The 25,788-nt window shown below is 39.2% G+C and carries 22 protein-coding genes; 8 read left to right on the top strand and 14 right to left on the bottom strand.

Going from position 1 to position 25,788, the window contains the following annotated elements; translation table 11 throughout:
* Positions 1 to 242: 242 nt before the first annotated feature.
* Complete coding sequence (gene dnaK, locus ACKGJN_RS05210) at positions 243 to 2,165, bottom strand: molecular chaperone DnaK (protein WP_409538387.1); 1,923 nt, start codon at positions 2,163 to 2,165, stop codon at positions 243 to 245.
* A gap of 294 nt (positions 2,166 to 2,459) precedes the next feature.
* Between dnaK and ACKGJN_RS05215 the strand changes: the two genes are divergently transcribed.
* A complete protein-coding gene (locus ACKGJN_RS05215) occupies positions 2,460 to 3,893 on the top strand; it encodes an L-serine ammonia-lyase (RefSeq protein WP_409538388.1) in 1,434 nt (477 codons plus the stop codon).
* 304 nt (positions 3,894 to 4,197) lie between these two features.
* Positions 4,198 to 4,848 carry a CPBP family glutamic-type intramembrane protease gene (locus ACKGJN_RS05220; RefSeq protein ID WP_409538389.1) on the top strand — a complete coding sequence of 217 codons (651 nt, stop codon included), beginning with the start codon at positions 4,198 to 4,200 and terminating at the stop codon, positions 4,846 to 4,848.
* A 50-nt stretch (positions 4,849 to 4,898) separates the two neighbouring features.
* On the opposite strand, the gene ACKGJN_RS05225 is transcribed toward ACKGJN_RS05220, so the two are convergent.
* A complete protein-coding gene (locus ACKGJN_RS05225) occupies positions 4,899 to 5,384 on the bottom strand; it encodes a nuclear transport factor 2 family protein (RefSeq protein ID WP_409538390.1) in 486 nt (161 codons plus the stop codon).
* Between the two features lie 62 nt (positions 5,385 to 5,446).
* Between ACKGJN_RS05225 and panB the strand changes: the two genes are divergently transcribed.
* The gene (gene panB, locus ACKGJN_RS05230) at positions 5,447 to 6,265 is read left to right on the top strand and encodes a 3-methyl-2-oxobutanoate hydroxymethyltransferase (protein WP_409538391.1); all 819 of its coding nucleotides are present in this window, start codon (positions 5,447 to 5,449) and stop codon (positions 6,263 to 6,265) included.
* An 80-nt stretch (positions 6,266 to 6,345) separates the two neighbouring features.
* Positions 6,346 to 7,050, top strand: coding sequence for an RluA family pseudouridine synthase (locus ACKGJN_RS05235; RefSeq protein ID WP_409538392.1), 705 nt, complete (start codon positions 6,346 to 6,348; stop codon positions 7,048 to 7,050).
* A 25-nt stretch (positions 7,051 to 7,075) separates the two neighbouring features.
* Here ACKGJN_RS05235 and ACKGJN_RS05240 read toward each other — a convergent pair whose 3' ends face one another.
* Complete coding sequence (locus ACKGJN_RS05240; protein ID WP_409538393.1) at positions 7,076 to 8,620, bottom strand: hypothetical protein; 1,545 nt, start codon at positions 8,618 to 8,620, stop codon at positions 7,076 to 7,078.
* A 146-nt stretch (positions 8,621 to 8,766) separates the two neighbouring features.
* Between ACKGJN_RS05240 and ACKGJN_RS05245 the strand changes: the two genes are divergently transcribed.
* The 4 genes from ACKGJN_RS05245 to leuB all read left to right on the top strand — a co-directional run bounded on the left by ACKGJN_RS05245 (position 8,767) and on the right by leuB (position 13,283).
* Entirely contained in the window at positions 8,767 to 9,939 is a 1,173-nt protein-coding gene (locus tag ACKGJN_RS05245) for a 2-isopropylmalate synthase (RefSeq protein WP_409538394.1), read from the top strand.
* A gap of 110 nt (positions 9,940 to 10,049) precedes the next feature.
* Positions 10,050 to 11,432, top strand: a complete 1,383-nt coding sequence (gene leuC, locus ACKGJN_RS05250) for a 3-isopropylmalate dehydratase large subunit (protein ID WP_409538395.1) — start codon at positions 10,050 to 10,052, stop codon at positions 11,430 to 11,432.
* Position 11,433: 1 nt separating this feature from the next.
* Entirely contained in the window at positions 11,434 to 12,057 is a 624-nt protein-coding gene (gene leuD, locus ACKGJN_RS05255) for a 3-isopropylmalate dehydratase small subunit (protein WP_409538396.1), read from the top strand.
* Positions 12,058 to 12,179: 122 nt separating this feature from the next.
* Positions 12,180 to 13,283 carry a 3-isopropylmalate dehydrogenase gene (gene leuB / locus ACKGJN_RS05260; RefSeq protein WP_409538397.1) on the top strand — a complete coding sequence of 368 codons (1,104 nt, stop codon included), beginning with the start codon at positions 12,180 to 12,182 and terminating at the stop codon, positions 13,281 to 13,283.
* Between the two features lie 111 nt (positions 13,284 to 13,394).
* On the opposite strand, the gene argH is transcribed toward leuB, so the two are convergent.
* The 11 genes from argH to ilvC form a co-directional block, all read right to left on the bottom strand.
* A complete protein-coding gene (gene argH, locus ACKGJN_RS05265) occupies positions 13,395 to 14,672 on the bottom strand; it encodes an argininosuccinate lyase (RefSeq protein WP_409538398.1) in 1,278 nt (425 codons plus the stop codon).
* Positions 14,673 to 14,684: 12 nt separating this feature from the next.
* Positions 14,685 to 15,752 (bottom strand): M20 family metallo-hydrolase, encoded by a 1,068-nt coding sequence (locus ACKGJN_RS05270; RefSeq protein ID WP_409538399.1) that lies wholly within the window; start codon positions 15,750 to 15,752, stop codon positions 14,685 to 14,687.
* Positions 15,752 to 16,531, bottom strand: a complete 780-nt coding sequence (argB, locus tag ACKGJN_RS05275; RefSeq protein ID WP_409538400.1) for an acetylglutamate kinase — start codon at positions 16,529 to 16,531, stop codon at positions 15,752 to 15,754. The genes ACKGJN_RS05270 and argB overlap by 1 nt, the downstream gene beginning before the upstream one ends.
* 52 nt (positions 16,532 to 16,583) lie before the next feature.
* Complete coding sequence (locus ACKGJN_RS05280; RefSeq protein ID WP_409538401.1) at positions 16,584 to 17,576, bottom strand: N-acetylornithine carbamoyltransferase; 993 nt, start codon at positions 17,574 to 17,576, stop codon at positions 16,584 to 16,586.
* A gap of 292 nt (positions 17,577 to 17,868) precedes the next feature.
* Positions 17,869 to 18,999 (bottom strand): aspartate aminotransferase family protein, encoded by a 1,131-nt coding sequence (locus tag ACKGJN_RS05285; protein ID WP_409538402.1) that lies wholly within the window; start codon positions 18,997 to 18,999, stop codon positions 17,869 to 17,871.
* 2 nt (positions 19,000 to 19,001) lie between these two features.
* Positions 19,002 to 19,793, bottom strand: a complete 792-nt coding sequence (proC, locus tag ACKGJN_RS05290) for a pyrroline-5-carboxylate reductase (RefSeq protein WP_409538403.1) — start codon at positions 19,791 to 19,793, stop codon at positions 19,002 to 19,004.
* Between the two features lie 57 nt (positions 19,794 to 19,850).
* Positions 19,851 to 20,816, bottom strand: coding sequence for an N-acetyl-gamma-glutamyl-phosphate reductase (gene argC / locus ACKGJN_RS05295; protein WP_409538404.1), 966 nt, complete (start codon positions 20,814 to 20,816; stop codon positions 19,851 to 19,853).
* A complete protein-coding gene (locus tag ACKGJN_RS05300; protein WP_409538405.1) occupies positions 20,816 to 22,000 on the bottom strand; it encodes an argininosuccinate synthase in 1,185 nt (394 codons plus the stop codon). The genes argC and ACKGJN_RS05300 overlap by 1 nt, the downstream gene beginning before the upstream one ends.
* Before the next feature lie 77 nt (positions 22,001 to 22,077).
* On the bottom strand, positions 22,078 to 22,710 hold the full coding sequence (locus tag ACKGJN_RS05305) for a GNAT family N-acetyltransferase (RefSeq protein WP_409538406.1): 633 nt from the start codon (positions 22,708 to 22,710) through the stop codon (positions 22,078 to 22,080).
* 328 nt (positions 22,711 to 23,038) lie between these two features.
* Positions 23,039 to 24,313: a threonine ammonia-lyase IlvA gene (gene ilvA, locus ACKGJN_RS05310; RefSeq protein ID WP_409538407.1), complete on the bottom strand. Its 1,275-nt coding sequence runs from the start codon at positions 24,311 to 24,313 to the stop codon at positions 23,039 to 23,041.
* Positions 24,313 to 25,785, bottom strand: coding sequence for a ketol-acid reductoisomerase (gene ilvC, locus ACKGJN_RS05315; RefSeq protein WP_409538408.1), 1,473 nt, complete (start codon positions 25,783 to 25,785; stop codon positions 24,313 to 24,315). Before ilvC ends, ilvA begins: the two co-directional genes overlap by 1 nt.
* Between the last annotated feature and the right edge of the window lie 3 nt (positions 25,786 to 25,788).

The following is a 25,788-nucleotide window of genomic DNA, read 5'->3' on the forward strand; positions in this document are numbered from 1 at the left end:
ACCTGTACTTAAGGTAGGGGCGAAAAATACATTTTTGCTAATATACATTATTTTATTTAAGAATAATATATGGTTTCCCATATAAAAAGTAAGGTTTAACCATATTTCTACAAAATTTCATAAAAAAAACGCAACCAAATTAATGGTTGCGCCTTAATATGATTTGAGTTTAAAGAGATCCTTCGCCTGCGGCTCAGGATAAGCGATACGTAGGGTTTTGCTAAGCAAAACCAACGTCCTGCTTACTTCACTTCTTCAAAATCTACATCTTCAACATCGTCACCTTGTTTAGAGCTGTCTCCGCCTTGTTGTCCGTCTCCGGATGGTCCGGCTTCCGGTCCTCCGGCAGCACCACCTTGTTCGGCTTGTGCTTTGTACATCTCTTCAGAAGCAACTTTCCAGGCTTCATTTACCTTATCCAGTGCTGGAGAAATAGTTTCAATTTCCTTGGTTTCGTATGCTTTTTTCAACTCTTCCAAAGCATCTTCAATAGGTTTTTTCTTATCATCAGATAATTTATCACCAAATTCTTTCAGTTGCTTTTCAGTCTGGAAGATCATTGCATCTGCTTCGTTCAGCTTATCAACTTTCTCCTTGGCTTTTTTATCGCTTTCAGCATTTGCTTCAGCATCAGCCTTCATTTTCTTGATCTCATCCTCGGTTAATCCTGAAGAAGCTTCAATTCTAATGTCCTGAGTTTTGTTGGTAGCTTTATCTGTAGCGCTTACTTTAATAATACCGTTGGCATCGATATCAAAGGTCACTTCAATTTGTGGAGTTCCTCTTTGAGCCGGTGGAATTCCATCTAAGTGGAATCTACCTATGGTTTTATTATCTGTAGCCATTGGTCGTTCTCCCTGCAATACGTGAATTTCAACAGATGGCTGATTATCGGATGCCGTAGAGAATACCTGAGATTTCTTGGTTGGAATGGTTGTATTAGACTCGATTAATTTAGTCAATACGCCACCCATAGTTTCGATACCCAGAGAAAGTGGTGTTACATCCAGTAACAATACATCTTTTACATCTCCTGTTAGTACTCCACCCTGAATAGCTGCTCCAATTGCAACAACCTCATCCGGATTCACTCCTTTAGAAGGTTTTTTTCCAAAAAATGCTTCTACTTCTTCCTGAATTTTAGGAATTCTTGTAGATCCACCTACTAAAATAACTTCGTCAATATCGCTTTTTGTAAGACCTGCATCATCCAATGCTTTTTTCACAGGAGCCATAGAACGTTTCACCAATTCATCTGCTAATTGTTCAAATTTAGATCTGGTTAAAGTTTGTACAAGGTGTTTTGGTCCACTTGCAGTTGCAGTAACATATGGTAAATTGATTTCAGTTTGTGTAGAAGAAGACAATTCAATTTTAGCTTTTTCTGCAGCTTCTTTCAAACGTTGCAAAGCCATTGGGTCTTTTCTAAGATCGATATCTTCTGCTTTCTTAAAATCATCAGCAAGCCAGTCGATAATCACTTCATCAAAATCATCTCCACCTAAATGGGTATCTCCGTTTGTAGATAATACTTCAAAAACTCCATCCCCTAATTCCAAAATTGAGATATCAAAAGTACCACCACCAAGATCATAAACAGCGATCTTCTGGTCGATGGACTTTTTATCCAACCCGTAAGCAAGTGCTGCTGCAGTTGGTTCGTTTATTATTCTTCTTACTTTAAGACCTGCGATCTCACCGGCTTCTTTTGTAGCCTGACGTTGCGCATCGTTAAAATAAGCAGGAACAGTAACAACCGCTTCTGTAACTTCATGTCCTAAATAATCTTCAGCAGTTTTTTTCATTTTCTGAAGGATCATCGCCGATAATTCCTGCGGAGTATATTTTCTTCCGTCAATATCCACACGGGCTGTATCATTATCCCCTTTCAACACTTTATAAGGAACTCTTCCTGCTTCTTTAGAAGATTCAGAATATTTATTTCCCATAAAACGTTTAATGGAAGAAATAGTCTTGGTAGGATTTGTTACCGCCTGACGTTTTGCAGGATCTCCTACTTTAATTTCTCCACCTTCAACAAAAGCGATTACAGAAGGGGTCGTTCTCTTTCCTTCAGCGTTAGGAATTACCGTGGGCTCGTTACCCTCCATTACAGCGACGCACGAGTTGGTAGTACCTAAGTCAATTCCAATTATTTTGCTCATAACTATATACTTAAATTTTTATTAATGTTTCGTTTTCACATTTGGTATTAGACAATCTTTATGCCAGCGGATTCGCTCTGACAGGTTGTCATAATGTTAGTTCCCCCGGCGATTCCCTTCATTCTTTCTTATAGGATCAAGCTTCCTTTTTACATTTGTTTATCCTAAAATTTTTCTGATATTTCTGAAGGCTTCATAGATAGCCGATAAAGAAAAATCTTAATAAGAATAAGATAAAAAATACCCTCCTCACCTACCAAATCCTTATTTTTGCAACCTCATAACTATTGAAGAATGCAAAAAATTGAATGTATAAGTGTTTTTGATATGTTAAAGGTGGGCGTTGGCCCTTCAAGTTCACATACTTTAGGACCCTGGCGTGCAGCGCAGCGCTGGATAGAAGAACTGAAGCAAAAGGACATCTTCGACCAGGTGGAAAGCATTCATATAGATCTATACGGATCCCTTTCCCTAACCGGAAAAGGCCATGCAACAGACATTGCTGTTATGCTTGGTTTATGTGGATTTGACCCGGTAACTATGGATATCGATCAAATCGATCCTGAAATACAACTTATCCTGGATACACGGACCATTCGGTTGAATAATGAAAAGACAATCCACTTTAATTCAGTGGAGCAAATAAAATTTAATAGAAAATTTCTTGAATTTCATCCTAACGGAATGACATTTCGGGCGGGTTTAATCAACGGCAAAAAAACCGTCTCTTCATTTTATTCCATAGGCGGAGGTTTTGTGGTAAAAGAGGAACGCAAAAATGCGAAAAAGAAAATGGAAAGCTTTCAGCAATTCCCTTTTCCAATAGAAAAAGCAACCGAACTCTTAGCCTTTTGCAAAGCCGAAAACAAACCAATCTCCGCAATTGTTCTGGAGAATGAAAAATCCCTGAGAAGTGAAGAAGAAATCGATTCCGGATTAAAACACATTTGGAAGGTTATGCTGGAATCTATGTACACGGGATGCCATACGGAAGGTACGTTGCCGGGAGGTTTAAATGTTCACCGCCGCTCTTTCGATATGCACAAACGCCTTATTGGAGATGCACAGTACAATTCCCCTCAGGAATGGCTGGAAGTTATTCGCCAAACCGAAGTTAAATTTAGACAAATCCTTAAATGGGTAAGCTGTTTTGCAATAAGTGTAAATGAGGTGAATGCCTCGTTGGGTAGAGTGGTAACAGCACCTACCAATGGCAGCGCAGGGACGGTTCCCGCTGTTTTAATGTATTACCTTGTAATAGAAAATCACGAAGCAACTTTTCAGGATATTAAAAGATTTATGCTGGTAGCCGGAGAAATTGGCAGTCTGTTTAAAAAAGGTGCCACAATATCTGCTGCTATGGGCGGATGCCAGGCAGAAATTGGCGTTTCTTCTGCTATGGCCGCAGCTGCGCTTACTGAAGCTATGGGCGGAACCCCGGAGCAAGTGCTTATGGCAAGTGAAATCGCCATGGAACATCACCTCGGGTTAACCTGTGACCCTATTGGAGGCTTGGTGCAAATCCCCTGTATAGAGCGAAATGCGATGGGAGCCATAAAGGCGATCAATGCAGCAGAGATCGCGATGGAAAGTGACGCTTCCAAGGCCAAAGTGCCATTGGATAAAGTGATTGCTACTATGTGGGATACCGCAAAAGATATGAATTCAAAATACAAGGAAACTTCGGAAGGTGGATTGGCAGTAAAGGTTAATTTAAGCGACTGTTAATTTAATTCTTCATTTTTTTATTGATTTTCGGTTAAGAGTCAAGATCGTTCCGCCTTCGGCAAAACTGCAAGAACCACGAACCAAGACAGAACCAAGATGAAAGTCCAGAAAATAGAAAAATGAAATGAATGTATGGTTGCAGCTTTCAATAAAAAATGTTTATCGGACAACAATGATATTTTTCAAAAAAACTTATCAAAATAAAAAATAGAAATGGGAACAAGGTGCTAGCTGAATTCCATATTTATAAATTCAACTTAAATTTAAATAATTGACAATTTCAGCAAATCCAGATTGGGAGAAAATGAAAAACCTCTTTCGAAATTTCGGCTGGATGATCGCATCTTATTTTGTTTTTTTCCTGTTCCTGGGAATCATCCATGCAATTTTTCCCGAATTTGATCTTGAACAATATCAGCAATCAAATTTAAATGAACTGCTCGAGAAGAGTCCCTGGAAATTCATTTTTCTCGCTGTCATTCTTGCACCCGTTATAGAAGAAGGAATGTTTCGCACTTTAATTCAACCTTCTCAAAACGAATTCCTGTTTTTTCTTACCATTTGGATTCTGGTAATCGTTACGGCCTTTATTCCACTGGATGTTTTCTGGGTAGTCAAATATGTTTTTTTGATCCTTTTAGCAATCCTTTCTTTTTTATTTCTGAAAGAATTTATTCCACTAAACTGGCAGCAAAGATTATGTGAGTTTTTGGGTCGCTATTATATTGCGGTATGGCTCATAACCGCTGTTATCTTCGGAATGGTCCATGTTTTCAATTATGTGGAAGGTTTTCAACTGGACTTTGTATTGTTCCTACTGGTCATACCCAGGATTATCGCAGGTTTTTTCTTCGGAAAAATAAAGATCGAAAACAACGGACTTCTATGGCCAATTTTAATGCACGGACTAAATAATGCAACCGTTGTTTTCTTCCTGCTACCCAGGCTTCTGTAAAAAACAAAGCGCTATATCCCTAAAAGCAACAGCTTTTGTATTTGAAAAAATCAGTTTTTAATGCGAAACTGAAGGCTGGTCCCGCAATCTTCATTGCTTCGGGTATCAACTATATAAATTATTTTCCAGATTCCTTCTTCCTTAAATAATTGAAAGGAATTCACACCGCAATGACTTAATTCTTCGTTCACAAAAAACGAATAAGGCGTTATCACATTCGCCAATGGCCCGTTCACCTTTATTTCAAAAGAATGAAGTTTTTCTTCAAATTTGGTGGTTTCAGGAATAGAACTAATGGCTTTTATAAAATCTGAATAGGTATCGGTTGTTAATTCCACGTTTCCTTCCTCATCTTCAGCAATGGATTGCATAGTGACAGATGAGTGCGCTAATTCCCTTAAAGCAAGTGAATCCTGATTATGAAAGGCAATAAAAAAAGATTCCACCGTATTTTTTGCCGCTGTTTCTTCTGAAACTTCCTGGGCAACAACTGAGAATCCGGTGAATAGAACCAATAAACAAACTAAAATCTTCATATCTCGCAGGTTTGAATGTAGCATACTAATTTAGTACTTTTACTCCACAAAAAATAGAATCAATGTCAGTTGCCAAAAAACAATACAAACGCATTACCACCAAAACTTTAGTGGAAATGAAAAAGAATGGTGAAAAAATTGCCATGCTAACCGCCTATGATTATACCATGGCGCAAATAGTGGACGGGGCTGGCATCGATGTTATTCTCGTTGGTGATTCTGCAAGTAATGTTATGGCAGGACATGAAACCACGCTTCCTATTACCCTGGATCAAATGATTTATCACGCGGCAAGTGTAGTAAGGGGAATTCACAGGTCCTTAGTTGTAGTGGATTTACCCTTTGGAAGTTACCAAAGTGATCCCAAAGAAGCCTTGAGATCTGCGATTAGGATCATGAAAGAAAGCGGCGGTCATGCGGTTAAACTTGAAGGAGGGAAAGAAGTAAAAGAATCGATAAAGAGAATACTAAATGCCGGGATTCCGGTAATGGGCCATTTGGGACTTACTCCCCAGTCTATTTATAAATTCGGTACGTATACCGTGCGCGCAAAAGAAGACGAAGAAGCTGAAAAATTAAAATCGGATGCGTTAATGTTGGAGCGTTTGGGTTGTTTTGCAATGGTACTCGAGAAAGTGCCGGCTAAACTAGCCCGCGAAGTGGCAGAAAGCGTGAGTATTCCGGTAATAGGGATCGGTGCAGGAAACGGAGTAGACGGCCAGGTTTTGGTTTTACACGATATGATAGGGATGAACCACGACTTCAATCCGCGGTTTTTAAGAAGATACCTCGATATGCACGCCCAGATGACCAGTGCTCTTCAACAATATAAAGAAGATGTAAAATCGGGTGATTTTCCCAATGACCAGGAGCAGTATTGAGAAATGAGGTATGATATTCATTTTAAGTTATCTCAATTCTCTTCCTCTCACATCTATTTATTAAAGAAAAACTTTCCAGTTTGGGTTCAAACAATTTACATATACACTCCAACAAATCCAATCTTCAGATCCTTTTTGAAGACAATCACTTAATTGTGATCAATAAACGCTCCGGTGATATAGTTCAAGGTGATAAAACCGGAGACCAGCCTTTAAGTGAAGTGGTGAAAGAATATATTTCAGAAAAATACAACAAACCCGGAGCGGTGTATCTTGGCGTTGTACACCGCCTTGACAGGCCAACCACAGGAATCGTGGTTTTCGCAAAAACATCTAAGGCCTTGACCCGTTTAAACAAACTATTTTCCGACAGGGAAACCCAAAAAACCTATTGGGCGATTGTTAAAAATGCACCGCCGCAGGCAGAAGGAACTTTGGTTCATTTTTTAAAACGAAATCCTAAGCAAAACAAATCCATCGCCCATATCAAGGAAGTTCCGGAAAGCAAAAAAGCGATTCTTCATTATCGTATCTTAAAAAAACTGGATAATTATTATTTGCTGGAAATAGACCTTGAGACAGGAAGGCATCACCAAATTAGGAGTCAGCTTTCAGCAATCGGTTCCCCAATAAAAGGAGATTTAAAATATGGATTCGACCGAAGTAATAAAGATGCCAGTATTCATTTACACGCGCGTAAACTTTCCTTCATCCATCCCGTGAAAAAAGAGCTTATAGAAATTATCGCTCCCCCACCCCGGGAACCGATTTGGGATGCTTGTTGATTTCCTTTTACAAAACTTGAAGTCCTTATCTGCTCAACACTTTATATTTACTTTCAATAATATCAGAGATCGGGCGGTCTTCAATTTTACTTTCCAGCCATGATATGATATCCAGATACAAAAATGCCCTTCGTTCAAAAGGATGATCTTCATATTGTTTTAAGGTTGCATGCAGCTTTCGAAATTCATCTTTTATATCAAGAGGAGAAATTTCCGGAAGATTACGTAGGAATTTGATCATCTCCTTTTGAACCTCATGGAGATCATTCATCTTTATCAAAAATTTGTAGGTGGATTTTATCAAACGTTCCAAATTATAATCTAAACCTGCTTCATAATGTGCAACAAGATTCAGTATTCGTGAAAAACACATAAGGTCTTCCCGCATTTCAAGGGTATTATTATTGATGATCTTACCTAAAAATTCGATGCATTTCTTATTGTTTCCATCGCCAAAATACAAACTGGCAATTTTATAATAAAACACCATAATATGGTGAACATCGATTCGGCTTTCAAATTTTTTGATCCTTTTTAAGATTTTTTCTACCAGTATTTCTCCGTTGGAAAATTCTCCTTTCATAAATCTTAAATTCAGTTTATTGGAATAAAGATATATAAAGGACAATGCGGCCGTATTATCATCATCCGGGATCTTGGGATCCTTTAAAGTCGTTTCAAGGTCACTCAACACTTTTTCAAAAACCTTTACATGGTTTAAATAAAAAAGGGATTCCAGTAAATAATGATTCCCTTTTAAATAAAGAATTGGGTGAACCCTGATTAAATGCTGTTTTTCATTAAAAAGCTCGATCCATTTTTTGGAATAGCGATAACACGCCAGAAAATCCTGGGTGATAAAATTAAACCACAAATGAGATTTGTACAACCATAACTTCTCCCGAAATCCCAACCTACTAAATTCAAAATCAGGCATTTTTTCCTGAAAATACCTCTTGATTTCCATCGCTTCCTCTGCGGTGCGCGCATAACCACGTTTCAGGTAGATGCCGTATAGGCCCAGAGATAAATTGGATAATTTATTGGCAATTACATTTAAATAAATAAGATCTTCGGTTTCATGGATCAAAGTTTCAGCACGGTTGTGAATACTTCGGGTAATATACTGGGATTCAATTATTTTTTCCCATTCCAGGATCTCATACAAAGCACTTTTTTCCTCATAATACAAAGCTGTGGCCTTGACCTTGTCAAGTAGCTTCAAACTTTGCTTATACAAACCTTTTCGGTATAAAATTGAGGAAAAATCCAACTGTTCCCTTATAAAAACAGGAATACTTTGATGCGCAGGATTTAATCGCAGACTTACCAAAATCTGCTTATAGAGATGTGCTTTTATATTGGAAAGTTGCTGTTTACTAATGTCCGTATTTGCTAAAATAACCTTCTCATCATATTTTTTCTCCCGGGCCATCAATTTGAATAAATTCAGGAATTTACTGTCTGTATTTACTCCTATTCTTCCAACATATAGAGAAAATTGTCTCTTTTCAGAAGGGGAAAGGGATTTTATTAAAGTAAATAAGTTATCTGTTTGCCCATTGGTCATTGTAACAAAATTTTATGTAATTAATTGATTATCAGTCATATAAAACCCCTAATTCTACCTCCATTGTCGTAATCTAAATGAGTTTTCATTTTTTGAAAGGAAGTAATCCAATACTTTAGTTAAAGATAAAGCAAAATTAAACTGTTATGGGTACTGAAAAAGTAGAAATTTTTGACACTACGTTAAGAGATGGAGAACAGGTTCCGGGATGTAAATTAAACACTTCACAGAAGTTAAAAATAGCTGCGCGCCTGGATGAACTGGGAGTAGATGTAATAGAAGCCGGATTTCCTATTTCCAGCCCCGGAGATTTTAAATCTGTTTCTGAAATTTCCAAACTGGTAAAAAATGCTACCGTTTGCGGACTTACCCGGGCGGTAAGAAAGGATATTGAAGTAGCTGCTGAAGCCCTGAAATTTGCAAAAAAACCAAGAATCCATACCGGAATTGGTACTTCTCCAATGCACATAAAATATAAATTTAATGCTACCGAGGATCAAATAATCGAACGGGCTTTTGATGCGGTTAGGTATGCAAAAACCTTCGTAGAAGACGTCGAGTTTTATGCTGAAGACGCCGGAAGAACCAGAAATGAATATTTGGCCAAAGTATGTACAGCTGCAGTAAAAGCAGGAGCTACGGTTCTAAATATTCCAGATACCACAGGATATTGTCTTCCCGAAGAGTACGGCCAGAAAATCAAATATTTGAAGGAAAACGTCAAGGGTATAGAAAACGTTCGAATTTCCTGCCACTGCCATAACGACCTGGGAATGGCTACGGCAAACGCCATTGCCGGAGTAATGAATGGAGCAAGGCAAATTGAATGTACCATTAATGGAGTGGGAGAACGCGCAGGGAATACTTCGCTGGAAGAAGTGGTGATGATCTTACGCCAACATCCAGGGTTGAATTTGCATACAGATATCAATCCTAAATTCCTTTTTGACACCAGCAATATGGTTGCTCAGGAAATGGGGATTTTTGTCCAGCCTAATAAGGCCATCGTTGGAACAAATGCTTTTGCACATAGTTCCGGGATACATCAGGATGGGATTATTAAAAACAGGGAAACTTATGAAATAATAAATCCCCTGGATGTTGGGGTTACTGAATCGGCTATTGTGCTTACTGCAAGAAGCGGAAGAGCCGCATTGGCTTACAGGGCAAAAAAGATGGGGTATGAATTGACCAAACTTGAGCTGGACAGCGTATATACCGAATTTTTAAATTTCGCCGATAACCGCAAAGAAGTTGGAGATCTTGACATTCATACTATTATGGAAATTACCAAAAAAAATCACAGAATATTTGCATAACCAACTATGAAAGGAGCATAACGGAAATTCGATGCAAACACCAATTAAGACTTGCGAATTACTCCCGATAGCTATCGGGAGACCAATAAAAAAACAATAAGGATCTACATATGAAAAAAACACTTTTCGATAAAATATGGGATGCTCATGTGGTGGAAACCATTCCTAATGGGCCAGATGTCTTATATATAGACAAACACCTAATCCATGAAGTTACGAGTCCACAGGCATTTAACGAGCTTAAGGAACGCAACATACCCGTTTTCAGGCCAGATAAAATAGTTGCTACGGCAGATCATAATACGCCAACCATAGATCAGCATTTACCGGTAAAAGAATTATTATCCAGAAACCAACTAAAAGAATTATCCAGAAACTGCGAAGAAAACAACATCACCTTATACGGTTTGGGTCACGCATATAATGGAATTGTTCATGTGATTGCCCCCGAACTGGGAATTACCCAGCCGGGAATGACTATAGTTTGCGGAGACAGCCACACCTCTACCCACGGTGCTTTTGGAACAATTGCATTTGGAATCGGCACGAGTCAGGTAGCTCAGGTTTTTGCCAGCCAGTGTTTACTTTTAGAAAAACCTAAAAAACTCAGGATCAACCTTAACGGAAAGTTAAAAAAGGGAGTACTCCCAAAAGATGTGATCCTTTATATTATAAGCAAGCTTGGAACAAATTCAGGAACAGGATATTTCTGCGAATATTCCGGAAATGTTTTTGAGGAGATGTCTATGGAAGGCAGAATGACCGTTTGCAATATGAGTATTGAAATGGGAGCCCGTGGAGGCTTGATCGCACCGGATGAGACCACCTTTGAATATATAAAAGATCGGAAATTTGCACCCAAAGGAACAGAGTTTAAAAACTTAAGGGCTTATTGGAAAACCTTAAAAACGGATGCAGATGCGGTTTTTGATAAGGAATATAGCCTGGAAGCTGAAGATATTGAGCCTATGATCACGTATGGGACCAATCCCGGAATGGGGATAAAATTAAGCGGGACCATTCCCTCAAATCTTGGAAAAAGCGATTTAAAATCCCTGGAATATATGGATTTTAAGGAAGGAGAATCCTTGATAAATAAAACCATCAATTACATTTTTATAGGAAGTTGCACCAATTCCAGAATTGAGGATTTTAGAATAGTGGCAGCTTATATCAAAGGAAAGAAAAAAGCCGAGAATGTAAATGCGCTAATAGTTCCCGGCTCCCAACAGGTAGCTGCACAATTACGGGAAGAAGGATTGGTTCAGATTTTTGAAGAAGCAGGATTCACGCTAAGGCAACCTGGTTGCTCGGCTTGTCTTGCGATGAATGATGACAAGATCCCGGAGGGGGAATATTGCGTTTCAACAAGTAACCGGAATTTTGAAGGAAGGCAGGGACAAGGTTCCAGAACAATTCTTGCGAGTCCGCTTACCGCGGCAGCAACGGCAATTGCCGGAAAAATAACCGATTTCACCAAACACCTTAATTAAGATGGAAAAATTTATCACCCTAAAAGATACTGCCATTCCATTAATGATTGAAAACATTGATACGGATCAAATTATTCCTGCCCGCTTTTTAAAAGCTACCGATAAAGAAGGATTTGGAGAGAATTTGTTCCGGGACTGGCGATTCGACAAAAACGGAAATCCCAATGAGGAATTCAGCCTGAACGATAAAAAATATACCGGATCCATCCTTGTAGCCGGAGACAATTTTGGTTGTGGATCCAGCCGCGAACATGCTGCCTGGGCATTGAAGGCCTTTGGGTTTAAGGTGATTGTTTCGAGTTATTTTGCCGACATTTTTAAAGGAAATGCTCTTAACAACGGACTTCTTCCGGTTCAGGTTAGTAAAGAATTTTTGGACGCGCTTTTCAAAAGCATTCTGGAAAACTCTAAAAGCGAGCTGAAAATAGATCTCGGGAATCAAAAAATAGAAATTCTTGATAAAAATCTTTCAGAAAATTTTGAGATAGATCCGTATAAAAAAACCTGCATGATCAGTGGATATGATGATATTGATTTCCTGATTAGCAGAAAGAAAGCGATTAAAAATTTCGAAGAAAAGCAACTGGAATTTTTAAAAGAACATGCCGATGAAAATTTTGTGTAAAAAGTTGATGTAGCCTTAAAAAATAATACAAATATGAAACATCCATAACGGCAAGTCGATACACAGGGGGATGATTATTATGGATGTTACATATGACCGATAAAAAACAATAATATAAACAGATGAAATTAAATATAGCAGTTTTACCGGGAGACGGAATAGGTCCTGAAATAACGCAGCAATCGGTGAAAGTATTGCAGGCGGTAGCCGAACGCTTTCAGCACGAATTTATATTTGAATCGGCACCGGTAGGAGCAGCAGGTATTGAACTTACGGGAGATCCCCTTCCGGAAGCGACCCTTGCGTTGTGTAAAAAATCGGATGCCGTACTTTTTGGAGCCATTGGTGATCCAAAATATGACAACCACCCTGAGGCAAAAATTCGCCCGGAACAAGGCCTTTTGCGCTTGCGAAAGGAATTGGGCTTGTTCGCAAACATCCGGCCTATAAAAGCTTATAAAAGTTTACTGGAGCATTCCCCTTTGCGGCCAGAGCGCATTGATGGTGCAGATATGATAATTTACAGGGAACTAACCAGCGGAATTTATTACGGTGAAAGAAGTCTTTCTGAAGATGAAAAAAGTGCAACCGATACTTGTACTTATACGGTTGAAGAAATAGAACGAATTGCGCATTTGGCTTTTAAGGCCGCTCAAAATCGTCGAAAAAAAATCACTTTAGTTGATAAAGCCAATGTTCTGGAAACTTCCAGGCTATGGCGAAAAACGGTAACCCAACTGGCCAAAGAATATCCCGATGTGGAGCTGGATTTCCTTTTTGTAGATAATGCCGCTATGCAATTAATTCTTAATCCCAGGCAATTTGATGTGATCCTTACCGAAAATATGTTCGGGGATATCCTTTCTGATGAAGCTAGTATAATTGGTGGAAGCATTGGTTTACTGGCATCGGCATCTGTAGGAGAAACCTACGCTTTGTTTGAACCTATTCATGGTTCTTATCCGCAGGCAACAGGAAAGGGGATTGCAAATCCTGTGGCTTCGATCCTTTCTGCTGCAATGCTTCTGGAGCATTTTAATTTGGCAAAAGAAGCTCAGGCTGTTATTGATGCGGTAGAATTAAGTATAAAATCACAAATAAGCACTCCGGATATAGGGGGCGTACAAACCACTAAAAGTGTGGGGGATGTTCTTGAAAGTCTCGTGCTGGAACCCGGTGATTTCAACAATGAAAACCTGCAATACGGGCAGATGACGATTATTTAAATTTTTTGTTAGTTTGAATGCAACCTCCTCTTTTGTCATTATTACGGGGAGGTTTTTTTTAAAATCCCTCATTGAGGGTTTTATTCCCCCGAGGTTTTTGATTGATTCCTGCTATAATTCATCCTTTTTCCTCGCAATTTCTGCCAATGCCAAATTATCCTTGCTTCCTAAATGAGTATGTTTTTTTGGGTTTGATGCCTCATAGGTGCTATTCTGAACCTGCTCCCCTATCTCTTTGTAAGCTTCCCGGAAAGATTTCCCCTGCATTACAAGATCATTAATACTATCAACAGTAAACAGGTATTTATATTTTTCCTGATTTAGATCTACTTCTTTAACTTTTACCAAAGCGATGGAATAAATAAAAATATCCAGGATCTCTTTGATACTTTCTACTGCATATAAACTGTTTTCCTTTATCAATTGATAATCCCTGTGATAGCCGCTTGGCAAATTGTTTGTGATAAGGATCATCTCATTTGCAATGGCCTGCAGTTTATTGCATTTCCCGCGAATAAGTTCAAATACATCCGGATTCTTTTTATGTGGCATAATACTCGAGCCAGTGGTAAGTTCATCGGGAAAAGTGATGAAATCAAAATTCTGACTCATATATAAGCAAACATCCATCGCAAACCTTGACAAGGTATTTGAAAGAGATGCTATATTCGAGGTAACAGTACGCTCGCTTTTCCCCCTGCTCATTTGAGCGGCAACCACATTATACTTAAGGGTTTTAAAGCCGAGTTCTTTTGTTGTAAACTCTCTGTCTATAGGAAATGAAGAACCATAACCCGCCGCAGAACCAAGCGGATTCTGATCTACGATCTTCAAACCTGCTTCTAGTAAATAAAGATCATCGATCAATAGTTCGGCATAAGCCGAAAACCATAAGCCAAAAGAAGAAGGCATCGCCACCTGCAAATGTGTGTATCCCGGTAGCACCTTTTCCTTATGTTCCTCTGCCAGATCCAATAATACATCGATCAATGTTCCGGTTTTTCCTGAGATCTCTATAAGGTTTTCTTTAAAATACAACTGCATAGCCACCAAAACCTGGTCGTTCCTTGAACGTGCTGTATGGATCTTTTTTCCGGTTTCTCCCAAAACCCTGGTAAGTTCAAACTCAATTTTGGAGTGAACATCCTCAAATTCCTCCTCAATTACAAAAGTCCCATCATTTAATTGTTGTTGAAGTTTATCAAGTTCCCCACAAATCTCTTCAACCTCCATTGATGTTAAGATCTTCACTTTCCCCAACATTCTGGCATGTGCCTTTGAAGCGGTAATATCGTAGCTGGCGATAAACATATCGAGCTCCCGGTCATTTCCAACGGTGAATTTTTCAATTTTCTTATTTATCGGTATTCCTTTATCCCAAAGTTTCATATGTGTTTTATTTTATTTAAGAGCCTTTTTCAGCAATTTGATATATTTTTCGATCCCTTCTTCAATTTCCTTCACATAAATAAATTCATTTGCAGAATGTGATCTTGTGGAATCTCCTGGTCCAAGTTTTAAGGATGAACATTTCAGCATTGCCTGATCTGAAAGGGTTGGGGAACCGTAGGTTTTCATTCCCTGTGAAACTCCAGCCTTTACCAAATCATGATCTTCAGGAATTGAGGAGGAATTTAACCTGAGTGAACGTGCTGTTATTTCGTCTACAGGAGCCTTCTCCATTAAAATTTGTTCAATTTCAGCATTGGTATAACAATCATTTACCCTCACGTCCAGCACCAAATGTACACGTGCGGGAACTACGTTGTGCTGACTTCCGGCATTTATCTGAGTAACCGTCAATTTAACCTCCCCAAGGGATTCTGAAACTTTTTCAAGACTAAAATTCTCAAACCATTGCAGCGCTCTGGCAGCCTTATAAATTGCATTATCATTATTGGGATGCGCTGCGTGGGAAGGCGTTCCATGTACAATAGCATCAAAAACCACCAGGCCTTTTTCTGAAATTGCCAATTGCATTAAGGTAGGTTCTCCCACAATTGCCACGTCGACTTTCGGTAAAATGGGCAACAGACATGCAATCCCATTTTCGCCATTGATTTCCTCTTCTGCGGTTCCCGCAAAAATGATATTATAATTTAAATCTTCAGCTTCATAAAACCAGGTGAAGGTTGCCAAAAGTGAAACCAGGCATCCACCGGCATCATTACTTCCCAAACCGTATAGTTTCCCGGATTCTACAATTGCTTCAAAAGGATTTCGCGTATATCCGGAATTTGGTTTTACCGTATCGTGATGAGAATTGAGCAATAAAGTTGGCTTGGTTTCATCAAAACCGGCATTTTTAGCCCATACATTATTCAAATGTCGATTAAATGGAATTTTATGTGCTATAAACCAATTCTCCAACAATTTGGCGGTATCGCCTTCTTCACCTGAAAAAGATGAAGTCTGAATGAGGTTTTTGAGTAGTTCTATGGCTTGCACCTGAAGTTTTGGAATGTTCATTATTTGAATATTTTAGTATGTTTTGAATTCTTTTGAAGCAAAGACGAATCTCCTAAACAGATTTTGGAAACGCCACTTTCGAGCGCCTGGAAACAATTGTAAAGCTTTGGCAACATCCCGTCACTAATCACTTTTTCAGCGAGTAAGGCTTTATATTTTTTTAAATTCAAATTTTCTATAACCGAATTATCATCGGCTGCATTTTCAAGCACTCCCTTTTTTTCAAAACAAAAATAAAGTTCCGTTTCATAGCTGGAACTTAGCGCGATGGCCAGTTCAGCTGCAACAGAATCTCCGTTGGTGTTCAACAATTCCCCTTCCCGGGTACAGGAAATTGCAGAAAACACAGGTGTGATATTTTGCTCTAAAAGTGAGGAAATAAAGGCTGAATTGATTTCAGCAATATCACCAACAAATCCATAATCAATATCCTTTACTTCCCTTTTCGTAGAAATAATACTTCCCCCATCGGCTCCGCAAAGTCCAATGGAATTACAGTCCAAAGCCAGTAATTTGGCGACCATACTTTTGTTTATCAGGCCACCGTAGGTCATGATGATCACTTTCAGGGAATTGCTGTCGGTAATCCTTCTGCCGTCGATCATTTTGGTTTCATAGCCTAACTTATCAGCCATTTCAGTAGCATAATTCCCTCCTCCATGAACCAGGATTTTTGGCCCTTCCAAAGATGAAAAATCCTTCAGAAACAGCTGGAATTTCTCCTCGTCTTCAATGAGCTTCCCTCCTATCTTTACTACTTTAAGCCTTTGTTTTTTCATTTCTATTGTTTATTACATCGGATTTTTTAGCCACGAATACACGAATATTTTTTTATTCTTTTTCTTGAACTGGGAACTCTTTTTCAACTCCCCCTTCGGGGGTTGGGGGGGACAACAACCTCGTCAAAACCGCCTGTGCCGCAAAAGTCCTGTTATTGGCCTGATGGATTACAATGGAATTTTCACTGTCCAATACCTCATCGTCAATCACCACATTTCTTCTTACTGGAAGACAATGCATCACCTTTGCATTATTAGTCAACCCCAGCTTTTTTGCGCCGAAAGTCCAGGAAGGATTGGTGTTCAATATTGTCCCATAGGTTTGATAACTGCTCCAGTTTTTCACATACACAAAATCGGCGTTTTTTAAGGCCATTTCCTGGTCATGGATTACCGGTGTATCTTTTGTGATTGCAGGATTAAGGTCATAACCCTCCGGATTGGTGATCACAAGATCAACATCCAGTTTTTGCATAAATTCCACAAAGGAATTAGGAACAGATTGTGGCAAAGCCTTTGGATGTGGTGCCCAGGTAAGCACAACCTTTGGTTTTTTGGTGGATTTTAGCTCTGTAATTGTAAGCCCGTCGGTAAGTCCCTGCAGCGGATGTCCCGTTGCACTTTCCAGGTTGATCAACGGAACCGAAGCGTACTTTTTAAAACTGTTCATCACAAGCTCCATTTCATCCTTATCCCTGTCCTTTAATCCCGGAAAAGCACGCACCGCGATAATGTCACAATATTGGGATAGCACCGCTGCTGCTTCCTTTATATGCTCTGCCTTGTCTGAATTCATCACGGCTCCATCCTCAAATTCCAGCGCCCAGCCATCGGTACCCGCATTCATGACCATCACATCCATTCCCAGCAATCTGGCGGCTTTTTCTGTGCTTAATCTTGTGCGAAGACTTGGGTTAAAAAACAGCATTCCCAGGGTTTTCCCTTTCCCCAATTTGGCTGCGGAATTTTCTTTTTTTAGCTGAAGCGCTTCTTTTATCAATTCCTGAAGGTCTTCTATATCGGTTAAATCGATGTAATTTTCCATCTGTTTATAGTGACATTTAATTTTTTCTATTAGATTTTTTTGATTCATTGTTGTCCGGCAGACATTTTTGTGAAAGCTGAAACCACTCATTTATGGGCATTCCAATGGTATTTTTAATAACCAAACCTTACTTTTCTGAATTTTTCAATTATATCGATAATTAAAGTATTTTGAAAAAACAGAAATCATAACAAAATGTTTATCAGTTAATTAAAATCAAGTCTTTTTTCTTGGTTCTTGCAGTTACGCAAAAGGCGGAACGATCTTGACTCTTTACCGTTCATTACTGTTTTTAATTTGCTAACGCTATTTTCAATGCTTCAAAAAACCTTTCAAAATGTTCCTCTTTAATAGTTAACGGAGGCAGAATTCTAAGCAATTTTTTATTGGAAGAGCCTCCGGTAAAAACCCTGTGCTTATATAAAAGTTCCTTCCGAAGCGCAGCGATCTCAAAATCAAATTCCAGCCCTATCATCAATCCCCGCCCCTTTAACCTTTTTATCTGCGGTATTTCAGCCGACTTTAATTTTACATATTCAAAAAGATCTTTGGCGTTTTTCTGAAGGTTTTCCTTTTCTATAGTATCCAGAACAGCAACCCCGGCAGCACATGCCAGATGGTTTCCGCCAAATGTTGTTCCCAGCAATCCATGTTTTGCCTTGATGGATTTATCTATTAAAACACCTCCTATCGGGAATCCATTCCCCATACCTTTTGCAATGGAAATTATATCCGGCCGTATTCCGTGTTTCATAAATGCAAAAAAATCACCGGTTCTTCCATATCCAGACTGCACCTCATCGGCAATTAAAACAGTTTTGTATTTTTTGCATAATTCTGAAGTTGATCTGTAAAATTCTGTGCTTGCTTCATCGAGTCCGCCAACACCTTGAATAACTTCAACAATAACCGCTGCAACATCCTCTTTTGCCAATGCTTCTTCCAGTCTGCTCAAATCTTCAAAAGCAAGTTTTGTAACAGGATTATGAATATTAAATGGCGCCTTGATAGATTCATTATCTGTTACCGCAACCACTCCCGAAGTTCTTCCATGGAAGGCATTTTCAAAATAAATGATCCTGCTTTTTCCGGTATGGAAGGATGCCAGTTTTAAAGCATTTTCATTTGCTTCTGCTCCGGAATTGCATAAAAACAAGCTATAATCCCTGATTCCTGATACTTTTTCAAGTTTTTTGGAAAATTCATCCTGCAAGGGATTATGGACCGAATTTGAATAAAACCCCAGTTTCCCCACCTGTTCACAAATCGCCTTTGTGTACTCGGAATGTGAATGTCCTATGGAAATCACTGCGTGACCACCGTAAAGATCCAGATATTCTGTTCCATTCTCCTCATAAACATAAACGCCGCTTCCCTTCACCGGAGTGATATCATAAAGCGGATAAACATCAAATAATTTCATAATTAATCGGTTGTGATCGTATTGATTTTTTTGAACGAAGCCTGAATTCCCTTGATAAGCGAGGAACTTAAGCCATTGTGTTCCATTTCATTTAAACCTTCTATAGTGCAGCCACGCGGTGTTGTAACCTTGTCTATTTCAGCTTCCGGATGCATTCCCGATTCTATCAATAAACTGGCGGCTCCAAGACAGGTTTGCATAGATAATTCCTGAGCTTCCTTTGCATCAAACCCAAGTTGAATGGCACCCTGCGTTGTTGCCCGCATCAAACGCATCCAGAATGCGATCCCGCTTGCGCAAATAACTGTTGCGGCCTGCATTTTAGATTCCGGGATAATAATGCTGGTCCCTAATCTGTTAAAAATAGCCTCTGCTACAGCAATCCTTTTTTCACCTATTTTGTTGCTGGCTAAACAGGTCATTGATTTCCCAACTGCGATAGCCGTATTGGGCATAGCACGAATGATATAGCGTTCTCCCACAATACTTTCCATCCGGCTAATTGCAAAACCTGTAACTGTTGAAATAAGCACGTGATTTTCTGTTAACAGATCTTTTATTTCGTGCAGCACATTTTCAAGCTGAAGTGGCTGTACCGCAAGAATAAGGATATCCGAGTTTTCAACTGCCAGTTTATTATCCGGGGTTATTTCAACCTTTGGAAAGTCCTTAAATTCCTCCAGATTCCCGATTTTTCGTTTTGAAAGATAAAGACTGGTGATCGCATTGTTCAGGATCAATCCTTTTGCGATTGAAATCCCAAGGTTCCCGGCTCCGATGATGGCTATTTTCATGAGTTCTCTTTTTAAAAACCTCATAGGTTTTTAAAACCTGTGAGGTTTAATTAATATTTAAAAATAATTCGCTTTCAATTTCAGTCCTGTAGATTCTTCAAGCCCAAACATCAAATTCATATTTTGAATTGCCTGCCCGGATGCTCCTTTCAATAAATTATCTATCACACTTGTAATTAACAACTTATCTCCGAATTTCTGAAGTTTAAGAAGACACTTATTGGTGTTTACCACCTGTTTCAAATGAATTTCTTCGTCTATAACAAAGGTGAAAGCCGCATCCATATAAGTCCGTTTATAAATTTCAATCGCATCTTCAGGACTTCCGCTAAATCTGGTATAAGCAGTAGCGTGAATTCCCCGGGAAAAATTACCCCGGTTTGGTATAAAATTTATTTCCTGGTCGTGTGCCTTCTGAAGCATTTTTACGCTTTGCCCTATCTCATTTAAATGCTGATGTTCAAAAGCTTTATATGCCGAAAAGTTATTGTCCCGCCAGGTAAAATGAGTGGTTTCTGAAAGCGAAGTCCCGGCGCCGGTTGCACCGGTCACCGCATTTACATGAACAGCATCCTTTAGAAGCTTCTCAGCGGCAAGCGGCAAAATAGCCAGACTGATGGCTGTTGCAAAACAACCCGGATTGGCAATGTAATGTGCTCTTTTTATCGCTTCCCTGTTAAATTCAGGCAAACCATATACAAAAGAATGATCATCAGAAGCCATTCTGTAATCGGTACTAAGGTCTATGATCTTTGTGTTTTCTGAAAGATCATGCGCTGCAAGGAATTTTATCGAATTTCCATGACCTAAACATAAAAATAATACATCTACATCTTTAGATATCTTTCCGCTAAAGTGGAGTTCCGTTTCTCCCAGCAAGTCCTGATGGATGTGAGTAACAGGTTTTCCAGCCTGGGAAGTGCTGTAAATAAAATTCAGGTTGACCTCCGGATGTCTCAGCAATATCCTGATGAGTTCTCCTGCGGTATACCCGGCTCCTCCTATAATTCCAACTTGTATCATCAGTTTTGTTTTACGTTTTGGTATATCTTTCCAGAATTTGATAAGATCTTAATAAATCCTTTGGCATCATCGGCAGTCCAGGCTTTATTTTCCTCGCCATAATTTCCAAAATCACTGTTCATCAAATCAAATGGAGATTCAATTCCGTCGAGCACAAAGCGATATGGATGCAGGGTTAAAAAGACTTTTCCGGTCACCTGTTCCTGAGAACTTTCTAAAAAAGCTTCCATATTCCTCATCACCGGATCCAGATACTGACCTTCGTGAAGATGTGTTCCATACCAGCCGGCGATATATTCCTTATGCTGAAGTTGCCATTTGCTCAGGCTGTGTTTTTCCAGCAAATGATGCGCTTTTATGGTAATTAATGCGGCCGCGGCTTCAAAACCCACTCTGCCCTTAATCCCAATGATGGTGTCTCCAACGTGAATATCCCTTCCAATGGCATATTTTGAAGCGATCCCTTCCAGAATTTCAATATTCTTTTCCGGAAGATTCTCCTTTTCATTTATTGCAGTTAGTTCTCCTTTTGTAAAAGTGAGACTGATTTGTTTTGGTTCATTTTTTTCCAATTGAGACGGATAAGCAGATTCCGGTAAGGGTTTGTTGGAAGTCAGGGTTTCTGCTCCTCCCACACTGGTTCCCCAAAGGCCTTTATTTACTGAATATTTGGCCTTTTCCCAGTTTAGTTCCACGCCATTTTTCTGAAGATATTCAATCTCCTCCTGCCGGGTTAATTGCTTATCTCTAATGGGAGTAATAATTTTTATTCCGGGAGCAAGTATCTGAAAGATCATATCAAATCTCACCTGATCGTTTCCTGCACCTGTACTTCCATGCGCAATAAATTCTGCCCCGATCTCTTTTGCATAATTAACGATCTCAATGGCCTGAATAATCCTTTCGGCACTTACGGAAAGCGGGTAGGTATTGTTTTTTAAAACATTCCCGAAAACGAGGAATTTTACTACCTTATTGTAAAAAGTGGAAACCGCATGGATGTTTTTATAAGAGGTTGCCCCCATCAGTTTTGCGTTGGATCCTATTTTGTAGATCTCTTCTTCTGAAAAACCACCAGTGTTTACACTTACCGCATGCACCTCAAAATTTTCTTCTTTAGATAAATATTTAGCACAATAAGAAGTATCAAGTCCCCCGCTATATGCAATTACTACTTTTTTCATTTTTTTATTTTTTTACGTACTTTTCAGCTACAATTTCACTAATTACTTTTAAATCTTACGAGTTTTCAGAGAGGATTCTAAATTTTATTATCATTTTTCTCCTTTTTATAGAAAAGTGTATTTTTTATATGCTTCAACCTGGTAAAGGCTTTCTCGTTAAAACTTTTCTTCTCCTTTGGGACCTGTTTTTTAACAGGATCATACAGCATACCTGTGCAAAGGCACATTTTTCGTTCTGTACGGGTTAGGATGTCATAATTCTTGCAGGTTTGACAACCCTTCCAGAAAACCTCATCATCGGTTAATTCTGAAAAGGTTACCGGCTGATAACCAAGTTCATAATTGATCTTCATCACCGCCAGGCCTGTGGTAATCCCAAAAATTTTGGCCTCGGGATATTTCTTCCTGGAATGTTCAAATACCGCTTTTTTAATCGCTTTAGCCAGTCCCTGATTTCTGAAATCGGGATGAACTATCAATCCGGAATTGGCAACAAATTTTTCATGTCCCCAAACCTCGATATAGCAAAAACCGGCAAACCTATCCCCTTCCAGGGCAATAATAGCGTTGCCATTAGCCATCTTGGTTAGAATATATTCTGGAGTTCTTCGGGCAATTCCGGTTCCACGGACTTTTGCCGAATCCTCAATAGTATTACAAATGATCTCTGCGTATTGCGCATGAGAGTTATTAGCAATGTTAATCTTCATCTTATGAGAAAATTAGTGATAAAAAAAAAGAGATTTTGATTTTGAGAGGGGAACCGGACTCACCTAAGTTCCATAAAGTTTATACACGCTTAACGCGCGGCAAAAAAATGCGTAAGGGGAAACGTTCAGAATAATTTCTAAAAATTGAATATGTAAAAAATGTGAGTTGGTTTTTCAAAATATGTAAATTCAAAATAAAAATATCAATACGAAGTGTCTGCAGCGGTTACCTAATGGAACGGCGGCGGGGGTATAATACTATTATTAGTTTATTTGAATTCACAAGGTAAATGTATAAAAAAAATTGTACTATCCTCCTTTTTTAACTTTAAATTAAAAACTGAAACAAATCAGGTTTGTCATTAAGATACTGTCCGTAAAAATTTTTAGCTTTCATTCTTCCTACCAGATCGTCAAAATCTGCGGGATCTTTCAGTTCAATTCCAACTACTGCAGGCCCATTTTCCTTATGATGTTTTTTTGAATATTCAAAATGAGTGATGTCATCGTCAGGACCTAAAATTTCAGCAACAAACTCCTTCAATGCTCCTGCCCTTTGTGGAAAACGTATGATAAAGTAATGCTTCAAGCCTGCATAAAGCAACGCGCGTTCCTTAATTTCAGCAGTTCTGGTAATATCATTATTACTGCCACTTACAATGCATACCACATTTTTCCCTTTGATCTCCTCCTGAAAAAAATCCAGTGCAGTTATGGCCATTGCTCCTGCCGGTTCTACCACTATTGCATCCTTGTTATATAAATCCAGAATGGTTTGACATATCTTACCTTCCGGAACCGTAACCATCTCATCAAGGCTATCCCGGCAAATGGCAAAATTCCTTGCTCCAACCTTTTGAACAGCAGCTCCATCCACGAAACGATCAATCTCTGACAGTTCCACCACTTTTCCTTCTTTCAGGGAAAAACTCATCGAAGGAGCACCTTCCGGTTCAACTCCTATAATTTTTGTCTTTGGAGATAACTGTTTAAAAACCGAAGATAATCCGGCTAAAAGTCCGCCTCCACCAAGTGGTGCAAAAACGTAATCAATTGGTCCTTCTGCCTGTTCCATTATTTCAAGGCCAATGGTTGCCTGTCCTTCAATTACTTTTTCATCATCAAACGGATGAATAAATACCAGTTTGTTTAAATCTCCGTATTTAACGGCATTTTTATAGGCATCGTCAAAAGTATCCCCTTTTAAAATCACCTCAACCCATTCCCCGCCAAACATTTCAGTTTGTTCCACCTTTTGTTTTGGGGTTGTTACAGGCATGAAGATCACTCCTTTAGTATTTAATTTATTACAGGCAAAAGCTACACCCTGCGCATGATTTCCTGCACTTGCACAAATAACACCCTTATCCAGTTGCTCCTGAGAAAGGCTGGAAATTTTATTATATGCACCTCTTATTTTATAGGAACGAACCTGCTGCAGATCTTCTCTTTTCAGAAAAACATTGGCAGCATATTTTTTAGAGTACGTAAAGGATTCACCCAATGGAGTTTTAACCACAACCTTCGAAATGCGTTCTGCTGCTTTCTTTACAGCCTCCAAAGTTGGTTTATATGTAGCGGAATTTGCCAGTAGTGTGCTCATTAATTTAGGTTTTTCATTGCAGTCATCGCTTCTCTAAGCTCTTTCCCAATTTTTTCGACAGGATGATTCCTTATGGACGCATTCACTGCAATAAGTTTTTTATTATCTACGGCAGTACCTCCGTTCACATATACTTTACCGATTAATTCCGGTTCCAGCCCGGTTATATAATCCTGGATAAGCGGCTTGCATGAATGATCAAACAGGTAGCAACCATACTCTGCAGTATCTGAAATTATTCTGTTCATTTCGTATAACTTCTTTCGTGCGATGGTATTTGCAATAAGTGGAGCTTCGTGCAATGATTCATAATAAGCCGATTCTTCAATGATCCCGGCCTCGGTCATCGTTTCAAAGGCAAGTTCCACCCCTGCTTTCACGAAGGATACCAGCAACACCCCTTTATCAAAATAATCCTGTTCATTTATAACTTTTGAGGTGGCTTCTGTTTTTTCAAAGGCTGTATTTTCGGTGGCTGCGCGCCACTCCAATAATTCCTTATCATCATTTGCCCAATCCTTCATCATTCTGGAGCTGAAATCCCCGGAAATGATGTCATCCATATGTTTCCTGAAAAGAGGACGCATTTTCACTTTTAATTCTTCCGAAATTTCATTTGCCCGGATCTTCGCCGGATTTGAAAGCCGATCCATCATATTGGTAATTCCACCGTGTTTCAGGGCTTCGGTGATGGTTTCCCAACCATACTGAATAAGCTTTGCGGCGTAGGAAGGTTCAATCCCGTCGGCAACCATTTTATCAAAACTTAAGATGGAGCCTGTTTGTAATACTCCGCATAAAATGGTTTGTTCTCCCATAAGATCCGATTTCACTTCGGCTACAAAAGAAGATTCCAATACACCCGCCTTGTCACCGCCGGTTGCAACGGCATACGCCTTTGCCCATTCCATACCTATTCCCTGGGGATCGTTTTCCGGATGCACTGCAATAAGAGTTGGCACACCAAAACCGCGTTTATATTCTTCCCTGACTTCCGTTCCAGGACATTTTGGAGCCACCATAATTACAGTGATATCTTTTCTTATTTTCATTCCCTCCTCAACGATGTTGAATCCATGGGAATAGGAAAGCACTGCATTTTCCTTGATAAAAGGCATAATGGTATTTATTACCGAAGTATGCTGCTTATCGGGAGTGAGATTGATTACCAAATCTGCATCCGGGATCAAATCCTCATATGTGCCTACTTTAAAGTTGTTTTCCAAAGCATTTTTATAGGATTGGCGTTTCTCCTTTATAGCTCCTTCCCTTAATGCATAGGAAATGTTCAGACCGCTGTCACGCATATTTAATCCCTGATTAAGGCCTTGAGCTCCACATCCCACAATGACAATTTTTTTATTTTTTAATACTGAAACCCCATCGGTAAATTCATTTGAACTCATCAATCTACAGGTTCCCAACTGGGCTAACTGTTCACGTAGCGAAAGGCTGTTAAAATAATTTTTCATCTG

It is taken from the genome of Gillisia xinjiangensis, assembly GCF_046298265.1.
GTDB classification, from domain to species: domain Bacteria; phylum Bacteroidota; class Bacteroidia; order Flavobacteriales; family Flavobacteriaceae; genus Gillisia; species Gillisia xinjiangensis.

Coding starts and splice junctions, on each gene's coding strand:
- dnaK (WP_409538387.1), bottom strand. CDS start 2,165: ATGAGCAAAATAATTGGAATTGACTTAGGTACTACCAACTCGTGCGTC.
- ACKGJN_RS05215 (WP_409538388.1), top strand. CDS start 2,460: ATGCAAAAAATTGAATGTATAAGTGTTTTTGATATGTTAAAGGTGGGC.
- ACKGJN_RS05220 (WP_409538389.1), top strand. CDS start 4,198: ATGAAAAACCTCTTTCGAAATTTCGGCTGGATGATCGCATCTTATTTT.
- ACKGJN_RS05225 (WP_409538390.1), bottom strand. CDS start 5,384: ATGAAGATTTTAGTTTGTTTATTGGTTCTATTCACCGGATTCTCAGTT.
- panB (WP_409538391.1), top strand. CDS start 5,447: ATGTCAGTTGCCAAAAAACAATACAAACGCATTACCACCAAAACTTTA.
- ACKGJN_RS05240 (WP_409538393.1), bottom strand. CDS start 8,620: ATGACCAATGGGCAAACAGATAACTTATTTACTTTAATAAAATCCCTT.
- ACKGJN_RS05245 (WP_409538394.1), top strand. CDS start 8,767: ATGGGTACTGAAAAAGTAGAAATTTTTGACACTACGTTAAGAGATGGA.
- leuC (WP_409538395.1), top strand. CDS start 10,050: ATGAAAAAAACACTTTTCGATAAAATATGGGATGCTCATGTGGTGGAA.
- leuD (WP_409538396.1), top strand. CDS start 11,434: ATGGAAAAATTTATCACCCTAAAAGATACTGCCATTCCATTAATGATT.
- leuB (WP_409538397.1), top strand. CDS start 12,180: ATGAAATTAAATATAGCAGTTTTACCGGGAGACGGAATAGGTCCTGAA.
- argH (WP_409538398.1), bottom strand. CDS start 14,672: ATGAAACTTTGGGATAAAGGAATACCGATAAATAAGAAAATTGAAAAA.
- ACKGJN_RS05270 (WP_409538399.1), bottom strand. CDS start 15,752: ATGAACATTCCAAAACTTCAGGTGCAAGCCATAGAACTACTCAAAAAC.
- argB (WP_409538400.1), bottom strand. CDS start 16,531: ATGAAAAAACAAAGGCTTAAAGTAGTAAAGATAGGAGGGAAGCTCATT.
- ACKGJN_RS05280 (WP_409538401.1), bottom strand. CDS start 17,576: ATGGAAAATTACATCGATTTAACCGATATAGAAGACCTTCAGGAATTG.
- ACKGJN_RS05285 (WP_409538402.1), bottom strand. CDS start 18,999: ATGAAATTATTTGATGTTTATCCGCTTTATGATATCACTCCGGTGAAG.
- proC (WP_409538403.1), bottom strand. CDS start 19,793: ATGAAAATAGCCATCATCGGAGCCGGGAACCTTGGGATTTCAATCGCA.
- argC (WP_409538404.1), bottom strand. CDS start 20,816: ATGATACAAGTTGGAATTATAGGAGGAGCCGGGTATACCGCAGGAGAA.
- ACKGJN_RS05300 (WP_409538405.1), bottom strand. CDS start 22,000: ATGAAAAAAGTAGTAATTGCATATAGCGGGGGACTTGATACTTCTTAT.
- ACKGJN_RS05305 (WP_409538406.1), bottom strand. CDS start 22,710: ATGAAGATTAACATTGCTAATAACTCTCATGCGCAATACGCAGAGATC.
- ilvA (WP_409538407.1), bottom strand. CDS start 24,313: ATGAGCACACTACTGGCAAATTCCGCTACATATAAACCAACTTTGGAG.
- ilvC (WP_409538408.1), bottom strand. CDS start 25,785: ATGAAAAATTATTTTAACAGCCTTTCGCTACGTGAACAGTTAGCCCAG.